A 15,854-nucleotide genomic window follows, 5' to 3' on the forward strand; every position below is an offset into this window, starting at 1 on the left:
CCCGACCTTGGCAAGGTCGTGCTCTACCAACTGAGCTATTCCCGCAAATCTGTACTGCTTTTGTTGCTGTCGTAACGTGTAATTCTCTGTCGTTACGGGAGGCGCATTATACGAGAAATCCTTTTAGCTGCAACCCCCCTTAAAGCGATTTTTTCGAAATTCAGTTCAAATGCTTATTAAATCGGCAAGCTGAACAATTTAACGACAAAAACCCGGCCACGCAAGGCGCCGGATCTCAAAATCACAGCTTAATAAAGTTTTCGCGGTAGTACACAAGCTCTGCCACAGACTCACGAATATCGTCCATCGCCTGGTGCGTCCCCTGCTTTTTAAAGCCATCAAGGATTTCAGGTTTCCAGCGGCGCGCCAGTTCTTTCAGGGTACTGACATCCAGATAGCGGTAGTGGAAGTAAGACTCCAGCTCCGGCATGTACTTAAACAGGAAACGGCGATCCTGGCCAATGCTATTCCCACAGATAGGCGATTTACCTGCCGGAACCCATTGTTTCAGGAACTCAAGCGTCGCCAGTTCTGCCTCGCGATCGCCCAACGTGCTGGCCTTCACGCGATCCACCAGGCCGCTACCGGTGTGGGTGCGCACGTTCCATTCATCCATCAAAGCCAGCTGATCGTCGGACTGATGCACGGCAATCGTCGGCCCTTCGGCCAGAATATTCAGGTTGGCGTCCGTCACCAGAGTTGCAATCTCAATAATGCGATCGCGCTCGGGATCCAGCCCGGTCATTTCGAGATCGATCCAAATCAGGTTGTTTTCATCCGCGCTCATGTTATTTTCCACCCTTCTCGCATAACCGGCAGTAGCAGGTTAACTAGTATTAATTAGAGTGTATCATAGAGGTTTTGCCCCTTACGGGCGACCAGGAGCCAGCGCGATTGAGTAAAAATAAACTCTCCAAAGGGCAGCAGCGCCGCGTAAACGCCAACCACCAGCGCCGTCTTAAAACCACTTCGGAGAAGCCGGATTATGACGATAACCTGTTTGGTGAAGCGACAGAAGGCGTCGTCATCAGCCGTTTCGGTATGCATGCCGATGTGGAATCCGCCGACGGGGATATTCACCGCTGCAATATCCGTCGCACCATCCGTTCACTGGTTACCGGCGATCGCGTGGTCTGGCGTCCGGGTAAAGAGGCGGCTGAAGGGGTCACGGTTAAAGGTATCGTTGAAGCTGTGCATGAACGCACGTCGGTGCTCACCCGCCCGGATTTCTACGATGGCGTGAAGCCGATTGCCGCCAACATTAACCAGATCGTTATTGTTTCGGCGATTTTACCTGAGCTTTCGCTCAATATTATCGACCGTTACCTTGTCGCCTGCGAAACGCTGCAGGTTGAGCCGATCATTGTATTAAACAAAATCGATCTGCTGGACGACGACGGGATGGCCTTCGTCAATGAGCAGATGGATATCTATCGCAATATTGGCTATCGCGTCCTGATGGTCTCCAGCCATACCAAAGATGGTCTGAAACCGCTGGAAGAGGCGCTCACCGATCGCATCAGCATCTTTGCGGGCCAGTCCGGCGTGGGCAAATCGAGTCTGCTGAACAATTTGCTTGGCCTCCAGCAGGCGATCCTTACCAATGATGTGTCTGATGTCTCGGGTCTTGGCCAGCACACCACCACCGCATCACGCCTTTATCACTTCCCGCACGGGGGCGATGTCATCGACTCCCCGGGCGTGCGCGAGTTCGGTTTGTGGCATCTTGAACCGGAACAAATCTTCAACGGATTTGTCGAATTCCATGATTATTTAGGCGCTTGCAAGTACCGCGACTGTAAACACGATAACGACCCAGGTTGCGCTATCCGTGAAGCGGTCGAAAAAGGTGAGATTGCGGAGACCCGCTTCGAGAATTACCACCGCATTCTTGAGAGCATGGATCAGGTAAAAACGCGTAAAAACTTTTCTGATTCTGACAACTGACAACTAAGCTAAGCATCGCTAAAATCGTCCCCTTTTTTCAGGTTCCGGCGGCTTACCGCCGGATCAGGAACGACAAAACAATGGCCTGGAGGCTACCTTGTTAAACGCATTTAAACTTTCGCTTCAATACATTCTGCCAAAACTGTGGCTCACTCGCCTGGCGGGCTGGGGCGCAAGCAAACGCGCGGGCTGGCTGACCAAACTGGTCATCGACCTTTTTGTGAAGTATTACAAGGTCGACATGAAAGAGGCACAGAAGCCAGACACCGCCAGCTACCGTACCTTCAACGAGTTTTTTGTACGCCCGCTACGCGATGAAGTGCGTCCGCTGAACACCGACCCTAACGTACTGGTGATGCCCGCTGACGGCGTGATCAGCCAGCTGGGTAATATCGAAGACGACAAAATCCTGCAGGCGAAAGGCCATAACTACAGCCTGGAAGCGCTGCTGGCGGGTAACTACCTGATGGCGGACCTGTTCCGTAACGGTACGTTTGCGACCACCTACCTGTCACCGCGCGACTATCACCGCGTACACATGCCGTGTAACGGTATCCTGCGTGAGATGATCTACGTTCCGGGCGATCTCTTCTCCGTGAACCACCTGACCGCGCAGAACGTACCGAACCTGTTTGCCCGTAACGAACGCGTCATCTGCCTGTTCGATACTGAATTTGGCCCGATGGCGCAAATTCTGGTGGGCGCGACCATTGTCGGCAGTATTGAAACCGTCTGGGCTGGCACCATCACGCCTCCGCGTGAAGGTATCATCAAACGCTGGACGTGGCCTGCCGGTGAAGCGGAAGGCTCTGTCGCCCTGCTGAAAGGTCAGGAGATGGGGCGCTTCAAGCTGGGCTCTACCGTTATCAACCTGTTTGCGCCGGGCAAAGTGAAGCTGGCTGAACAGCTTGAAAGCCTGTCGGTGACCAAACTTGGCCAGCCGCTGGCAGTCTCCACCGAAACTTTTGTGACACCCGATGCAGAACCTGCTCCGCTGTCACAAGAAGAGATCAACGCCGAGCATGACGCCAGCCCGCTGGTTGACGACAAAAAAGACGAAGGCTAACAACAGAAGGATCGCTGACGTGCGCCCGATTATCGTTCTACTGATGGCCTGGTGCCTCAGCATGGGGGCGTACGCAGCGACAGCCCCCGACGCCAAACAGATAAGTCAGGAACTGGAGCAGGCAAAAGCGGCCAAACCCGCTCAGCCAGAGACCGTCGAGTCGCTTCAGTCCGCACTGAACGCGCTTGAAGAGCGGAAAGGCTCTCTTGAGCGCGCTCAGCAATATCAGCAAGTTATCGACAACTTCCCCAAACTCTCGCAAACATTGCGCGCGCAGCTGGCGAATCTGCGTGATGAGCCGCGCGATGTGCCAGCCAACATGACCACGGACGCCCTGAATCAGGAAATCCTGCAGGTCAGCAGCCAGCTTCTGGAGAAGAGCCGTCTGGCTCAGCAGGAGCAAGAGCGTGCACGTGAAATTGCCGACTCCCTCAGCCAGCTCCCGCAGCAGCAAACCGACGCCCGTCGCCAGCTTAATGAAGTTGAGCGCCGCGTGGGTACGCAAGCTGGCAACACGCCGCAGGCGCAGGCACAAAATCTTGGCCTGCAGGCGGAATCGGCGCGTCTGAAAGCCCTGGTAGATGAACTGGAACTGGCGCAGCTGTCCGCCAATAACCGCCAGGAGCTGTCGCGGATGCGCTCGGAACTCGCACAAAAGCAGAGCGAGCAGTTGGATGCGTATCTTCAGGCCCTGCGTAATCAGCTTAATAGCCAGCGCCAGCGCGAGGCCGAACGTGCTCTCGAAAGCACCGAACTGCTGGCGGAAAACAGTGCCAACCTGCCAGCGGACATCGTCGATCAGTTTAAGGTCAACCGTGAGCTTTCTGCCGCACTGAATCAGCAGGCGCAGCGTATGGATCTGGTTGCCTCACAGCAACGTCAGGCGACCAATCAAACCCTGCAGGTGCGTCAGGCGCTCAACACCCTGCGCGAACAGTCCCAGTGGCTTGGGTCATCAAACCTGCTGGGCGAGGCGTTGCGTGCCCAGGTTGCTCGTCTGCCGGAAATGCCGAAGCCGCAGCAGCTGGATACCGAGATGGCCCAGCTACGCGTTCAGCGACTGCATTTTGAGGATCTACTCAATAAGCAGCCTCAAATTCGCCAAATCCGACAGGCGGATGGCCAGCCCCTGACCAGCGAGCAAAACCGGATTCTGGAAGCTCAGCTGCGTACCCAGCGTGAACTGCTGAACTCCCTGCTGCAGGGCGGCGATACGCTGATTCTGGAGCTGACTAAGCTCAAGGTTTCCAACAGCCAGCTGGAAGATGCGCTGAAAGAGGTCAACGAGGCAACGCACCGTTATCTTTTCTGGACATCCGACGTGCGACCCATGACCTTCTCGTGGCCGATCGAGATCGTGCAGGATTTGCGCCGTCTGATTTCGCTGGACACCGTCAGCCAACTGGGACAGGCCAGCGTGATGATGCTGACCAGCAAAGAGACCATCTTCCCGCTGCTGGGCGCGTTGATTCTGGTGGGATTCAGCATTTACTCACGCAGGCATTTTACCCGTTTCCTGGAGCGTTCCAGCGCACGGGTGGGGAAAGTCACTCAGGACCATTTCTGGCTGACGCTGCGCACCGTGTTTTGGTCGATACTTGTCGCCTCTCCGCTGCCGGTGCTGTGGATGACGCTCGGTTACGGGCTACGGGAAGCCTGGCCCTATCCACTCGCCGTTGCCATTGGCGATGGCGTGACCGCCACGGTACCGCTGCTGTGGGTCGTGATGATCTGCGCCACCCTCGCGCGACCAAATGGCCTTTTCATTGCCCACTTTGGCTGGCCACGTAACCGCGTTGCGCGCGCCATGCGCTACTACCTGATGAGCATCGGGCTGATTGTGCCGCTGATTATGGCGCTGATCATGTTTGATAATCTCGATGACCGCGAGTTCTCAGGCTCGCTGGGCCGCCTCTGCTTTATGCTGATATGCGGTGCGCTGGCCATTGTCACGCTCAGCCTGAAACGTGCAGGGATACCGCTCTATCTGGATAAATCCGGTAGCGGCGACAACATGTTTAACCGACTGCTCTGGAACCTGCTGCTCAGTGCCCCTCTGATTGCAATGCTGGCCGCAGCAGTGGGATATCTGGCTACCTCGAAGGCGCTACTGGCGCGTCTGGAAACCTCGGTGGCGATCTGGTTCCTGCTTCTGGTGGTGTATCACGTTATACGCCGCGGAATGCTGATCCAGCGCCGTCGTCTGGCCTTCGACCGCGCCAAGCATCGCCGGGCGGAGATCCTCGCTCAACGTGCGCGAGGTGAGGAAGAGTCAAACCATGTTAATAGCACTGAAGGCACGATAGACGCGGACGAGGTCGAACTGGATCTGGATGCCATCAGTACCCAGTCCCTGCGGCTGGTGCGTTCCATCCTGATGCTGGTAGCCCTCCTGTCGGTAATCTTCCTGTGGTCGGAAATTCATTCCGCATTTGGCTTCCTGGAGAATATCTCTCTGTGGGATGTGACGTCCACGGTGCAGGGCGTGGAAAGCCTGGAGCCAATTACCCTGGGCGCGGTGCTGATTGCCATTCTGGTGCTGATCATCACCACCCAACTGGTGCGTAACTTCCCGGCACTGCTCGAGCTGGCGCTCTTGCAGCATCTGGATTTAACCCCCGGCACGGGATATGCGATTACCACCATCACCAAATACCTGATATTGCTTTTTGGTGGGATGGTCGGTTTCTCAATGATTGGTATCGAGTGGTCTAAACTGCAGTGGCTGGTCGCCGCGCTGACGTTTGGCCTGGGTTTTGGCATGCAGGAGATTTTCGCCAACTTTGTGTCCGGCCTGATCATTCTGTTTGAAAAACCGATTCGTATAGGCGATACGGTGACGATTCGCGATCTCACCGGTAGCGTAACGAAGATCAACACTCGCGCCACCACAATCAGTGACTGGGACCGTAAAGAGATCATCGTGCCTAACAAGGCGTTTATCACCGAGCAGTTTATCAACTGGTCGTTGTCAGACTCCGTCACGCGTGTGGTGTTGACAGTGCCGGCACCGTCGGATGCTAACAGTGAAGAAGTCACGCAGATCCTCTATACCGCTGCCGAACGCTGCACGCTGGTGCTCGATAACCCTGCACCGGAAGTGTTCCTGGTCGATTTACAACAGGGGATCCAGATTTTCGAGCTGCGTATCTACGCCGCCGAAATGGGGCACCGAATGCCGCTTCGCCACGAGATCCACCAGCTGATTCTGGCGGGCTTCCGCGAGCACGGAATTGATATGCCGTTCCCACCGTTCCAGATGCGTCTGGAAAGTATGGACGGACGAAAGATGGGTAAAACCCTAACCTCGGCGGCAAGAACCCGCCCGGCAGGAAGTTTGTAACTGTCTCCCCTCCCTTTCGGGAGGGGTATTTTAGCGCTATGCCACTTCCGTGACGAACGCCTGCGAGCGTCGACGGTAATTCTCGTAAATCCCCATCGCCAGCAGCGAGAAGAAGATCGGCCCACCAACCATCCACAACGCGCTGTTCCAGTCATTCGCCTCAACCACGGGCTGTATAACGGTAAAGATGTTGGCAAACGCCACGACCAGCACCACTACCGTGGTCGCCAGCAGCGTTGCCGCGCGGGTTTTGAAGATCACAAACGGACGCTCAAGATCCTGCTTCGCTTTGAAGAACGGGAACGCCAGGGTCAGGAACAGGTAGGGCAGCGTCATCGACACGTTCGCCATCAGGGTCAGCTTGTTGTAAAACGCAGACGCCGTATCGCCACCAAAAGACACCAGCAGAATGAACATACAGACCAGCAGACACTGCATCCACATAGCGTTAGCTGGCATTCCTGCGGTGTTTAGCTGCGTCATGCGTGCTGGCCACAGCGCTTTAGGCGTACCCTGAATGATCGCTTTCAGCGGCGAGTAGATCAGCGTGAAGAATGCGCCGGTATAGGCGAGGAACATCGACAGGCCGGTGATACGCGCAAACCAGACTCCCATTACCGATGCCGCCTCGGGGCTCAGGTTCATCGCCTGCCCCAGGGTCATCCCCAGGCTTTTCATTAGCACATAGGTAATGTTGCCGAGGTTAGTGGTGTTATTGCTCAACACCTGTTGCCAGTTGGTGCTGACGCCCCAGAGGAAAATGGCCAGTGAATAGCCGATGGAAATCACGATAGCGGCAAAAATAATCCCTTTGGCGAAGTTCTTTTCCGGGTTCTCGGTCTTGTCGACCAGCCCGCCTACCGCTTCAATACCACCGTAAGCGAAGATGGCAAACACCACAAAGGAGAGCATAGCCAGCCCGGACTGATAACCCGGATTAGGGGATGAAACAAAATTGACCTCCTGCGCAAAATGCCCGCCGTTCAGGCACAGAATAGCGATACTCACCAGCAGCAGCACCAGGTTCAGACACATCACTGAAATACCACCAACCGCGGTGATACGGGCAATTTTGTTGATGCCTTTCGACGCCACCAGCGTGACCATCACCATCCAGAAGACCGCCAGAATACCGACGACCTGCGTGGAGCTCAGCCCCGCCAGCGACCAGACCTGCGTTTTATCCGTACCAAAAAGAAACGTGGAGAATGGCACCCAGACTTTGGCCGCCGTGCTGACCATCCACACGACGTAGGATGAAAACCACATAAACGTCCCGATAAACGCGTAACGCGGGCCGATACTGTTGTTCATCCACGAATAGATACCGCCCTCTTCTTTTCGGTAAGCCGAGCCCATCTCCGCCATCATTAGCGCAAACGGGATAAAGAAGAACAGAGCAGAAACGATATAAAACGGCGTCGCGCTATAGCCCATCAGATAGAAAGCCGACGGGCTGTTAGCAAAGCCAAAAACTGACGTAAAAATCATCAGTATGAGCCCGGTAAGGGTCATTTTTTTGAGTGAGTGGGACATATAACCATCCGAAGAGGAATTAAACTGCGCGGATGTTAGCAGATGACCAGACAAATATTGTGGCTATACGAAGCAATTTAAGAAAAAGACCCGTGTACACAGAAAATGGCAGTTTTTAATGTTGCCATGACGAAATGGAAAGGATAATTGCCACCAGAAGCGTAGGCCGGGTAAGCGATAGCGCCACCCGGCAATTCTTTACGCGCGATCGACCGTAAAGGCAATCACATCGCCCAGTTGCTCTGCGCCAAGGGCCAGCATTACCAGACGGTCAACACCCAGCGCTACGCCTGAGCAGTCCGGCAGACCGGCTTTTAACGCTTCCAGCAGGTTGTTATCAATTGGCTGCTGCGGCAGACCACGCGCGCCGCGCTTGCGGTTATCCTGCTCAAAACGCTGCTGCTGTTCACGCGCGTCGGTCAGTTCGTGGAAACCGTTCGCCAGCTCAATGCCTTTGTAATAGACCTCAAAACGCTCCGCCACGCGGTGATCTTCGGTGCTGATCTGCGCCAGTGACGCCTGGCTTGCCGGGAAATGGTAAACAAAGGTCGGGCGATCTTTGCCAATCAGTGGTTCAACACCAAAAGTGAACAGCAGTTGCAGCAGCGTGTCGCGATCCTCTTCGGTATCCGCCACGTTGCTCAGATCCAGTTTTGCCGCCACTTCGCGCAGCTGGGCCTTGTCCGCCGACAGCGGATCGATTTCCAGATGGCGCTGGAAAGCCTGCTGATAAGAGAGCGTTTCTGCTTCTGAACACTCCAGTACCTGCTGCAGCAGATCGTCCACCTCATTCATCAGGCGGTACATATCATAATGCGGGCGGTACCACTCCAGCATGGTGAATTCCGGGTTATGGTGACGACCCATCTCTTCATTTCGGAAACTGCGGCACAGCTGATACACCGGACCACACCCCGCCGCCAGCAGGCGTTTCATGTGGTATTCCGGGCTGGTCATCAGATACAGATTCATGCCCTGAGAGTGGCCAGGACCAACAAAACGGGTTTCAAACGGGACCAGATGAATATCCGTCACCGTTGCCTGACTCATGCACGGGGTTTCCACCTCCAGGACGCCGCGGTCGGCAAAGAAACGGCGGATCTCCGTCATAATTGCAGCGCGTTTTAACAGATTTGGGATGGATGCGCTCGGCTGCCAGGTGGCCGTTTCGCTCATGAGTTTTTCTCCGATTTCAGACAAGGGCACGAAGTCTACTCGTTAGCAGGGACAGAGACAAATTTTGCGCAGTAAAAAAGCGCATTTCATTTAGGTTGATTATTTCGTGACGTAATTCATCAATCACCATGATAAATCACCGCACAGAACAGCAAAAAAATCGAACACGTCAAATTTCCCTGACATCTACACGGTTATACTCTTTTACCCATAAAGGAGCAGTGGAAACGCTTTCGCAATCGTCCCTTTGGACGGGTGAACTACCTTTAGTTTGTCGCGTTGCGAAATAACAAAAATCTGGAGGAATGTCGTGCAAACTTTTCAAGCCGATCTTGCCGTAATTGGCGCTGGCGGGGCTGGATTACGTGCTGCGATTGCTGCAGCGCAGGCTAATCCAAACGCTAAAATCGCACTGATTTCAAAAGTCTATCCGATGCGCAGCCACACTGTTGCCGCAGAAGGAGGGTCCGCCGCCGTTGCGCAGGATCATGACAGCTTTGAATACCATTTCCACGACACGGTTGCAGGGGGCGACTGGCTTTGCGAACAGGATGTCGTTGACTACTTTGTCCACCATTGTCCAACGGAGATGACCCAGCTTGAGCAGTGGGGATGCCCGTGGAGCCGCCGTCCGGACGGCAGCGTCAACGTCCGCCGCTTCGGCGGAATGAAGATTGAACGCACCTGGTTCGCCGCCGATAAGACCGGCTTCCACATGTTGCATACCCTGTTCCAGACCTCCCTTCAGTTCCCACAAATTCAGCGCTTTGATGAACATTTCGTCCTCGATATCCTGGTTGATGACGGTCATGCGCGCGGCCTGGTGGCAATGAACATGATGGAAGGCACGCTCGTTCAAATCCGCGCTAACGCGGTGGTGATGGCAACGGGCGGCGCGGGACGCGTGTACCGCTACAACACCAACGGCGGCATCGTTACCGGTGACGGAATGGGCATGGCGCTCAGCCACGGCGTGCCGCTGCGTGATATGGAGTTTGTGCAGTATCACCCAACCGGTCTGCCAGGGTCCGGCATTTTGATGACGGAAGGCTGCCGCGGTGAAGGCGGTATTCTGGTCAACAAAAACGGCTACCGCTATCTGCAGGATTACGGTATGGGTCCGGAAACGCCGCTTGGTGAGCCGAAGAACAAATACATGGAACTCGGCCCGCGCGACAAAGTTTCTCAGGCCTTCTGGCACGAGTGGCGCAAAGGCAACACCATCTCAACGCCGCGCGGCGACGTGGTTCACCTTGACCTGCGTCACCTGGGCGAGAAGAAACTGCTGGAACGTCTGCCGTTTATCTGTGAGCTGGCGAAAGCCTATGTGGGCGTCGACCCGGTGAAAGAGCCGATTCCGGTTCGCCCAACCGCACACTACACCATGGGCGGTATCGAAACCGATCAGCAGTGTGAAACCCGCATTCAGGGTCTGTTTGCGGTGGGCGAATGTTCCTCTGTGGGTCTGCACGGCGCCAACCGTCTGGGATCTAACTCGCTGGCAGAGCTGGTGGTCTTTGGCCGCATGGCGGGCGAACGCGCAATGGAGCGTGCTGCAACCGCAGGCGAAGCTAACGGTGCCGCGCTGGATGCGCAGGTCGCAGACGTTGAAAAACGCCTGAAAGATCTGGTGAACCAGGAAGGTAACGAGAACTGGTCGAAGATCCGCGATGAAATGGGTCTGTCGATGGAAGAAGGCTGCGGTATCTACCGTACCCCTGAGCTGATGCAGAAAACCGTCGACAAGCTGGCGGAGCTGCAGGAGCGCTTCAAGCGCGTGCGCATCACCGACACCTCCAGCGTCTTCAATACCGACCTGCTCTATACCATTGAGCTGGGCCACGGCCTGAACGTCGCGGAATGTATGGCGCACTCTGCGCTGGCGCGTAAAGAGTCGCGTGGGGCGCACCAGCGTCTGGACGAAGGCTGCACCGAACGTGACGACGTCAATTTCCTGAAACACACTCTCGCCTGGCGCGATGCGGATGGCACAACGCGCCTGGACTACAGCGACGTGAAAATCACCACGCTGCCGCCGGCTAAACGCGTGTACGGCGCAGAAGCAGAAGCCGCCGAGAAGAAGGAGAAGGCGAATGGCTGAGATGCAAAAACTGAAAGTTGAAGTGGTGCGCTACAATCCGGAAGTGGATACCGCCCCCCACAGCGCTTTCTATGAAGTGCCTTATGACGAGCAAACCTCCCTGCTGGATGCGCTCGGCTATATCAAAGATAACCTGGCACCGGACCTGAGCTACCGCTGGTCCTGCCGCATGGCAATCTGCGGCTCCTGCGGCATGATGGTCAACAAAGTGCCGAAGCTGGCATGCAAAACCTTCCTGCGCGATTACACCAAAGGCATCAAGGTTGAAGCATTGGGTAATTTCCCAATCGAGCGCGATCTGGTGGTCGATATGACGCACTTTATCGAAAGTCTGGAAGCGATTAAGCCGTACATCATTGGCAACCCGCGTACCCCGGATCAGGGACCCAATACCCAGACACCAGCGCAGATGGCGAAATACCATCAGTTCTCCGGCTGCATCAACTGCGGCCTGTGCTATGCCGCTTGTCCCCAGTTTGGCCTGAACCCTGAGTTCATCGGCCCGGCCGCCATTACCCTGGCGCACCGCTATAACGAAGACAGCCGCGACCACGGTAAAAAAGAACGCATGGCGCAGCTTAACAGCCAGAACGGCGTCTGGACCTGTACCTTTGTGGGTTATTGCTCCGAAGTTTGTCCGAAGCATGTCGACCCGGCCGCCGCAATTCAGCAGGGTAAAGTGGAAAGCTCGAAAGACTTTCTTATCGCTACCCTGAAACCACGCTAAGGAGTGCATGATGACGACTAAACGCAAAGCCTATGTACGGCCAGTGCCGTCCACCTGGTGGAAAAACCTGCCGTTTTATCGCTTCTACATGCTGCGTGAAGGCACGGCGGTACCGGCGGTCTGGTTCAGCCTTGAGCTGATGTATGGCGTTTTTGCCCTCAAGCACGGGCCGGAAACCTGGGCGAACTTTGTCGGTTTCCTGCAAAACCCCATCATCGTAATTCTGAACCTGATCGTGCTCGCGGCAGCGCTGCTTCATACCAAAACCTGGTTTGAACTGGCGCCAAAAGCGGCAAACATCATCGTAAAAGGCGAGAAAATGGGGCCAGAGCCGGTGATTAAAGGGCTATGGGGAGTGACGATCCTGGTCACTGTGGTCATTCTGTTTGTCGCACTGTTCTGGTAAGGAGACGACTGTGATTAATCCAAATCCAAAACGTTCAGACGAGCCGGTCTTCTGGGGCCTGTTTGGCGCAGGCGGCATGTGGAGCGCCATCATCGCGCCGGTGATCATTCTGCTGGTCGGGATTATGCTGCCGCTGGGGTTATTCCCGGGCGATGCGCTGAGCTACGAACGCGTGCTGGCGTTTGCGAGCAGCTTTATTGGTCGGGTATTCATCTTCCTGATGATCGTCCTGCCGCTGTGGTGTGGCCTGCACCGTATTCACCATGCGATGCATGACCTGAAAATCCATGTACCGAGCGGTAAATGGGTATTCTATGGTCTGGCGACCATCCTGACCGTGGTGACGCTGATTGCCGTGGTCACTATCTGATACCTCTGGCCCGCCCTCCGGCGGGCCTTTTATTTCTGCATTTTTCCCACCAGCCATTGAGCAAACTCATGCATTGCGGGGGTTTCAGCCCTCGACTGTAATCGCGTGAGCCAGTAACTCCCCAGGTCAATCCGGGTGGCAAACGGCTGCACGATACGCTCGCTATTGAGCAGATGGGTAAACATATCCACAGGTGCTATGGCGATGCCCACACCTGCCTGCGCGGCTTCCAGCATGGTCACGGACGAATCAAAGACCATCACCCGATGCGTGGGTGACGGGGGATGTTCACCTGCCGCCTGCATCCACGCCGACCATTCGTCGCGTCGATAGGAGCGCAGCAGGGTAAACTTCAGAATGTCGGCCGGAGACTGGAGCCCGAGAGCAATATCGGGTGAGCAAAGCGGGGACAGCGGTGCAGAACACAGGAACTGCGCTTCAGTGCCGTGCCACGCCCCGCCACCGTAGCGAATCGTATAATCCAGCCCTTCCGCCGCGGGATCGACGCGGTTGTTATGGGTCGAAAGATGAAGATCGATATGCGGATAGCAGCGACGAAAGTCCGCGAGCTGCGAGAATAAAACACCGGTAGCAAAGGTGCCGACCACACCCACTTTTAGCTTCTCCTGGGCGCGATGACTGGCAAAGCGATCCAGCATTCCGGCGATCCGATCGAATGAATCATTCAACACCGGCAGCAAGTTTTCACCTTCCGTGGTCAGCATCAGCCCGCGCGAAACGCGGACAAACAGCTGACAATTCAGATGCTGCTCCAGCGCTTTAACGTGCTGGCTGATGGCAGAGTGGGTCACGTTCAGCTCTATCGCGGCATGCGTAAAACTGAGGTGTCTGGCGGCCGCTTCGAAAGCGCGAAGCGAATTAAGCGGGAGATAGCTGCGGGTCATCATTACATCCGTTAGAAAAATTAACAGCTAATGCTAAATTTAACCGTTTGTCAGCCACAGTCAAATCCAACAGACTACTGAGGTCTGACGGGCCCGGACACTCCCTTGAACCGCTATTACGGAAGATAACTGATGAAGACAAAATCCCTTTGCTGTGCCCTGCTGCTCAGCACCTCCTGCTCTGTTCTCGCCGCGCCGATGTCAGAGAAACAGCTGTCTGACGTGGTGGAACGTACCGTTACCCCCCTGATGAAAGCGCAAGCCATTCCGGGCATGGCGGTAGCGGTGATTTATCAGGGTCAGCCGCACTACTTTACCTTCGGAAAGGCCGATGTTGCGGCGAACAAACCTGTCACCCCGCAAACCCTGTTTGAGCTGGGCTCTATAAGTAAAACCTTCACCGGCGTATTAGGTGGCGATGCGATTGCGCGCGGAGAAATATCGCTGGGCGACCCCGTGACAAAGTACTGGCCCGAGCTAACAGGCAAGCAGTGGCAGGGTATTCGCATGTTGGATCTGGCGACCTACACCGCGGGTGGCCTGCCGCTACAGGTGCCGGATGAGGTCACGGATAACGCCTCCCTGCTGCGTTTCTATCAACACTGGCAACCGCAGTGGAAACCAGGCACAACGCGTCTTTATGCGAACGCCAGCATCGGGCTTTTTGGCGCCCTCGCGGTTAAACCCTCCGGTATGAGCTTTGAACAGGCCATGACGAAGCGGGTCTTCAAGCCACTCAAACTGGACCATACATGGATTAACGTTCCGAAAGAAGAAGAGGCGCATTACGCCTGGGGATACCGTGATGGTAAAGCAATCCACGTTTCACCGGGAATGCTGGATGCCGAAGCGTATGGTGTCAAAACCAACATCCAGGATATGGCGAGCTGGCTGAAGGCCAACATGAACCCTGACGCCCTTTCGGATTCAACGTTGAAACAGGGTATTGCCCTGGCACAGTCTCGCTACTGGCGCGTGGGTGCCATGTATCAGGGTCTGGGCTGGGAGATGCTCAACTGGCCGGTAGAAGCCAAAACCGTCGTGGAGGGCAGCGATAACAAGGTGGCTCTTGCACCGTTACCGGTGGCAGAAGTGAACCCTCCAGCTCCGCCAGTAAAAGCATCATGGGTACATAAAACAGGCTCGACGGGTGGATTCGGCAGCTATGTCGCATTTATTCCTGAAAAGGAACTCGGCATTGTTATGCTGGCGAACAAGAGCTACCCGAACCCGGCGCGCGTGGAAGCGGCATACCGTATTCTGAGCGCTCTGCAGTAAAACCTTGCCGGGTGGTGCTAACGCCCACCCGGCCTGCAAAATTCCCGCATTTTCCCTGCTGTCATCTACACTTAACAAAAAACAGTAAGGAAACTCCTATGCGCATTCTGCCTGTTATCGCCGCGGTGACAGCCGCGTTTTTAGTGGTTGCCTGCAGTTCCCCTACCCCACCTCCTGGTGTCACTGTCGTCACGCCTTTTGACGCCCAACGCTTTCTCGGAACATGGTATGAAATCGCCCGCCTCGACCATCGGTTCGAACAGGGTTTAGAGAAGGTGACTGCACATTACAGCACGATGGAGGATGGAGGTATTCAGGTTATCAACCGGGGCTATAACCCCGATCGGCAGATGTGGCAGCAGTCTGTCGGGAAAGCATACTTCACCGACGACCCGCGACGGGCCGCGCTCAAAGTCTCTTTCATTGGCCCCTTCTATGGCGGCTATAACGTGATAGCGCTCGACAGAGAGTACCGTCACGCACTGGTCTGCGGGCCGGATCGCAACTATCTGTGGATTCTTTCCCGCACGCCAACCATTTCGTCGGAGATGAAACAGCAGATGCTGGATGTCGCGACCCGGCAAGGGTTTGATGTGTCGAAACTCATCTGGGTTAAACAGCCCCACTAATGGGTGCTGAGCTTCAGTCCAATGATACCGGCCACAATCAGGGCGAGGCTGGCGATACGCGCCAGGCTCGCTGACTCACCCAGCAACAGAATGCCGGTAATTGCAGCCCCCACGGCACCAATCCCCGTCCAGACAGCATAGGCTGTTCCCACGGGCAGGGAACGCATCGCCCATGAGAGCAGAACAATACTCACAATCATCGCAGAAACGGTAATGACGCTGGGCGTCAGGCGGGTAAAACCGTGGGTGTACTTAAGACCAATCGCCCATACCACTTCGAGCAGGCCGGCAATAAAAAGAATAATCCAGGACATCTCAGGCTCCTTAACTTAAATAAGTTGGGGCCGTCCCCGATGAAGAAAGCGCTTAC

At 55.5% G+C, this 15,854-nt stretch carries 14 protein-coding genes; 9 read left to right on the plus strand and 5 right to left on the minus strand.

Features of this window, described 5'->3' with window-relative positions; genetic code table 11:
- Positions 1-241 precede the first annotated feature (241 nt).
- On the minus strand, positions 242-787 hold the full coding sequence (gene orn / locus L977_RS10175) for an oligoribonuclease (protein WP_047625695.1): 546 nt from the start codon (positions 785-787) through the stop codon (positions 242-244).
- 107 nt (positions 788-894) lie between these two features.
- Between orn and rsgA the strand changes: the two genes are divergently transcribed.
- From rsgA to mscM, 3 genes are all read left to right on the plus strand, one after another.
- Positions 895-1,947 (plus strand): small ribosomal subunit biogenesis GTPase RsgA, encoded by a 1,053-nt coding sequence (rsgA, locus tag L977_RS10180; RefSeq protein WP_014882220.1) that lies wholly within the window; start codon positions 895-897, stop codon positions 1,945-1,947.
- 97 nt (positions 1,948-2,044) lie between these two features.
- On the plus strand, positions 2,045-3,013 hold the full coding sequence (gene asd / locus L977_RS10185; protein ID WP_023331845.1) for an archaetidylserine decarboxylase: 969 nt from the start codon (positions 2,045-2,047) through the stop codon (positions 3,011-3,013).
- A gap of 19 nt (positions 3,014-3,032) precedes the next feature.
- Positions 3,033-6,356: a miniconductance mechanosensitive channel MscM gene (mscM, locus tag L977_RS10190; RefSeq protein ID WP_047625696.1), complete on the plus strand. Its 3,324-nt coding sequence runs from the start codon at positions 3,033-3,035 to the stop codon at positions 6,354-6,356.
- Between the two features lie 36 nt (positions 6,357-6,392).
- On the opposite strand, the gene yjeM is transcribed toward mscM, so the two are convergent.
- Together yjeM and epmA are read right to left on the minus strand one after the other, a co-directional pair.
- Entirely contained in the window at positions 6,393-7,892 is a 1,500-nt protein-coding gene (gene yjeM / locus L977_RS10195; protein ID WP_023336678.1) for a glutamate/gamma-aminobutyrate family transporter YjeM, read from the minus strand.
- 198 nt (positions 7,893-8,090) lie between these two features.
- Entirely contained in the window at positions 8,091-9,068 is a 978-nt protein-coding gene (gene epmA, locus L977_RS10200; protein WP_014882216.1) for an elongation factor P--(R)-beta-lysine ligase, read from the minus strand.
- A 310-nt stretch (positions 9,069-9,378) separates the two neighbouring features.
- On the opposite strand from epmA, the gene frdA reads away from it, so the two are divergent.
- The 4 genes from frdA to frdD are packed head-to-tail and all read left to right on the plus strand — an operon-like array spanning position 9,379 to position 12,672.
- Positions 9,379-11,169, plus strand: coding sequence for a fumarate reductase (quinol) flavoprotein subunit (gene frdA / locus L977_RS10205; protein WP_045134430.1), 1,791 nt, complete (start codon positions 9,379-9,381; stop codon positions 11,167-11,169).
- Entirely contained in the window at positions 11,162-11,896 is a 735-nt protein-coding gene (gene frdB, locus L977_RS10210) for a fumarate reductase iron-sulfur protein (protein WP_014882214.1), read from the plus strand. The genes frdA and frdB overlap by 8 nt, the downstream gene beginning before the upstream one ends.
- A gap of 10 nt (positions 11,897-11,906) precedes the next feature.
- A complete protein-coding gene (frdC, locus tag L977_RS10215; RefSeq protein ID WP_014882213.1) occupies positions 11,907-12,302 on the plus strand; it encodes a fumarate reductase subunit FrdC in 396 nt (131 codons plus the stop codon).
- Positions 12,303-12,312: 10 nt separating this feature from the next.
- Entirely contained in the window at positions 12,313-12,672 is a 360-nt protein-coding gene (gene frdD / locus L977_RS10220) for a fumarate reductase subunit FrdD (protein WP_000609653.1), read from the plus strand.
- Between the two features lie 29 nt (positions 12,673-12,701).
- Here the strand turns inward: frdD and ampR are convergent, their stop codons facing one another.
- Entirely contained in the window at positions 12,702-13,577 is an 876-nt protein-coding gene (gene ampR / locus L977_RS10225) for a LysR family transcriptional regulator AmpR (RefSeq protein WP_014882212.1), read from the minus strand.
- A 132-nt stretch (positions 13,578-13,709) separates the two neighbouring features.
- On the opposite strand from ampR, the gene blaACT reads away from it, so the two are divergent.
- Entirely contained in the window at positions 13,710-14,855 is a 1,146-nt protein-coding gene (blaACT, locus tag L977_RS10230; RefSeq protein WP_047625697.1) for an ACT family cephalosporin-hydrolyzing class C beta-lactamase, read from the plus strand.
- A gap of 98 nt (positions 14,856-14,953) precedes the next feature.
- Complete coding sequence (locus L977_RS10235; protein ID WP_047625698.1) at positions 14,954-15,484, plus strand: lipocalin family protein; 531 nt, start codon at positions 14,954-14,956, stop codon at positions 15,482-15,484.
- On the opposite strand, the gene sugE is transcribed toward L977_RS10235, so the two are convergent.
- The gene (gene sugE / locus L977_RS10240) at positions 15,481-15,798 is read right to left on the minus strand and encodes a quaternary ammonium compound efflux SMR transporter SugE (RefSeq protein WP_014882209.1); all 318 of its coding nucleotides are present in this window, start codon (positions 15,796-15,798) and stop codon (positions 15,481-15,483) included. The two genes, L977_RS10235 and sugE, sit on opposite strands and share 4 nt — an antisense overlap.
- Between the last annotated feature and the right edge of the window lie 56 nt (positions 15,799-15,854).

The organism is Enterobacter sp. ZOR0014 (assembly GCF_000798855.1).
GTDB lineage: Bacteria > Pseudomonadota > Gammaproteobacteria > Enterobacterales > Enterobacteriaceae > Enterobacter > Enterobacter kobei.

Bases quoted from the DNA above. Each gene is read 5' to 3' on its own strand.
- epmA (WP_014882216.1), bottom strand. From the start codon at position 9,068: ATGAGCGAAACGGCCACCTGGCAGCCGAGCGCATCCATCCCAAATCTG.
- frdC (WP_014882213.1), top strand. From the start codon at position 11,907: ATGACGACTAAACGCAAAGCCTATGTACGGCCAGTGCCGTCCACCTGG.
- frdB (WP_014882214.1), top strand. From the start codon at position 11,162: ATGGCTGAGATGCAAAAACTGAAAGTTGAAGTGGTGCGCTACAATCCG.
- orn (WP_047625695.1), bottom strand. From the start codon at position 787: ATGAGCGCGGATGAAAACAACCTGATTTGGATCGATCTCGAAATGACC.
- L977_RS10235 (WP_047625698.1), top strand. From the start codon at position 14,954: ATGCGCATTCTGCCTGTTATCGCCGCGGTGACAGCCGCGTTTTTAGTG.
- ampR (WP_014882212.1), bottom strand. From the start codon at position 13,577: ATGACCCGCAGCTATCTCCCGCTTAATTCGCTTCGCGCTTTCGAAGCG.
- blaACT (WP_047625697.1), top strand. From the start codon at position 13,710: ATGAAGACAAAATCCCTTTGCTGTGCCCTGCTGCTCAGCACCTCCTGC.
- sugE (WP_014882209.1), bottom strand. From the start codon at position 15,798: ATGTCCTGGATTATTCTTTTTATTGCCGGCCTGCTCGAAGTGGTATGG.
- yjeM (WP_023336678.1), bottom strand. From the start codon at position 7,892: ATGTCCCACTCACTCAAAAAAATGACCCTTACCGGGCTCATACTGATG.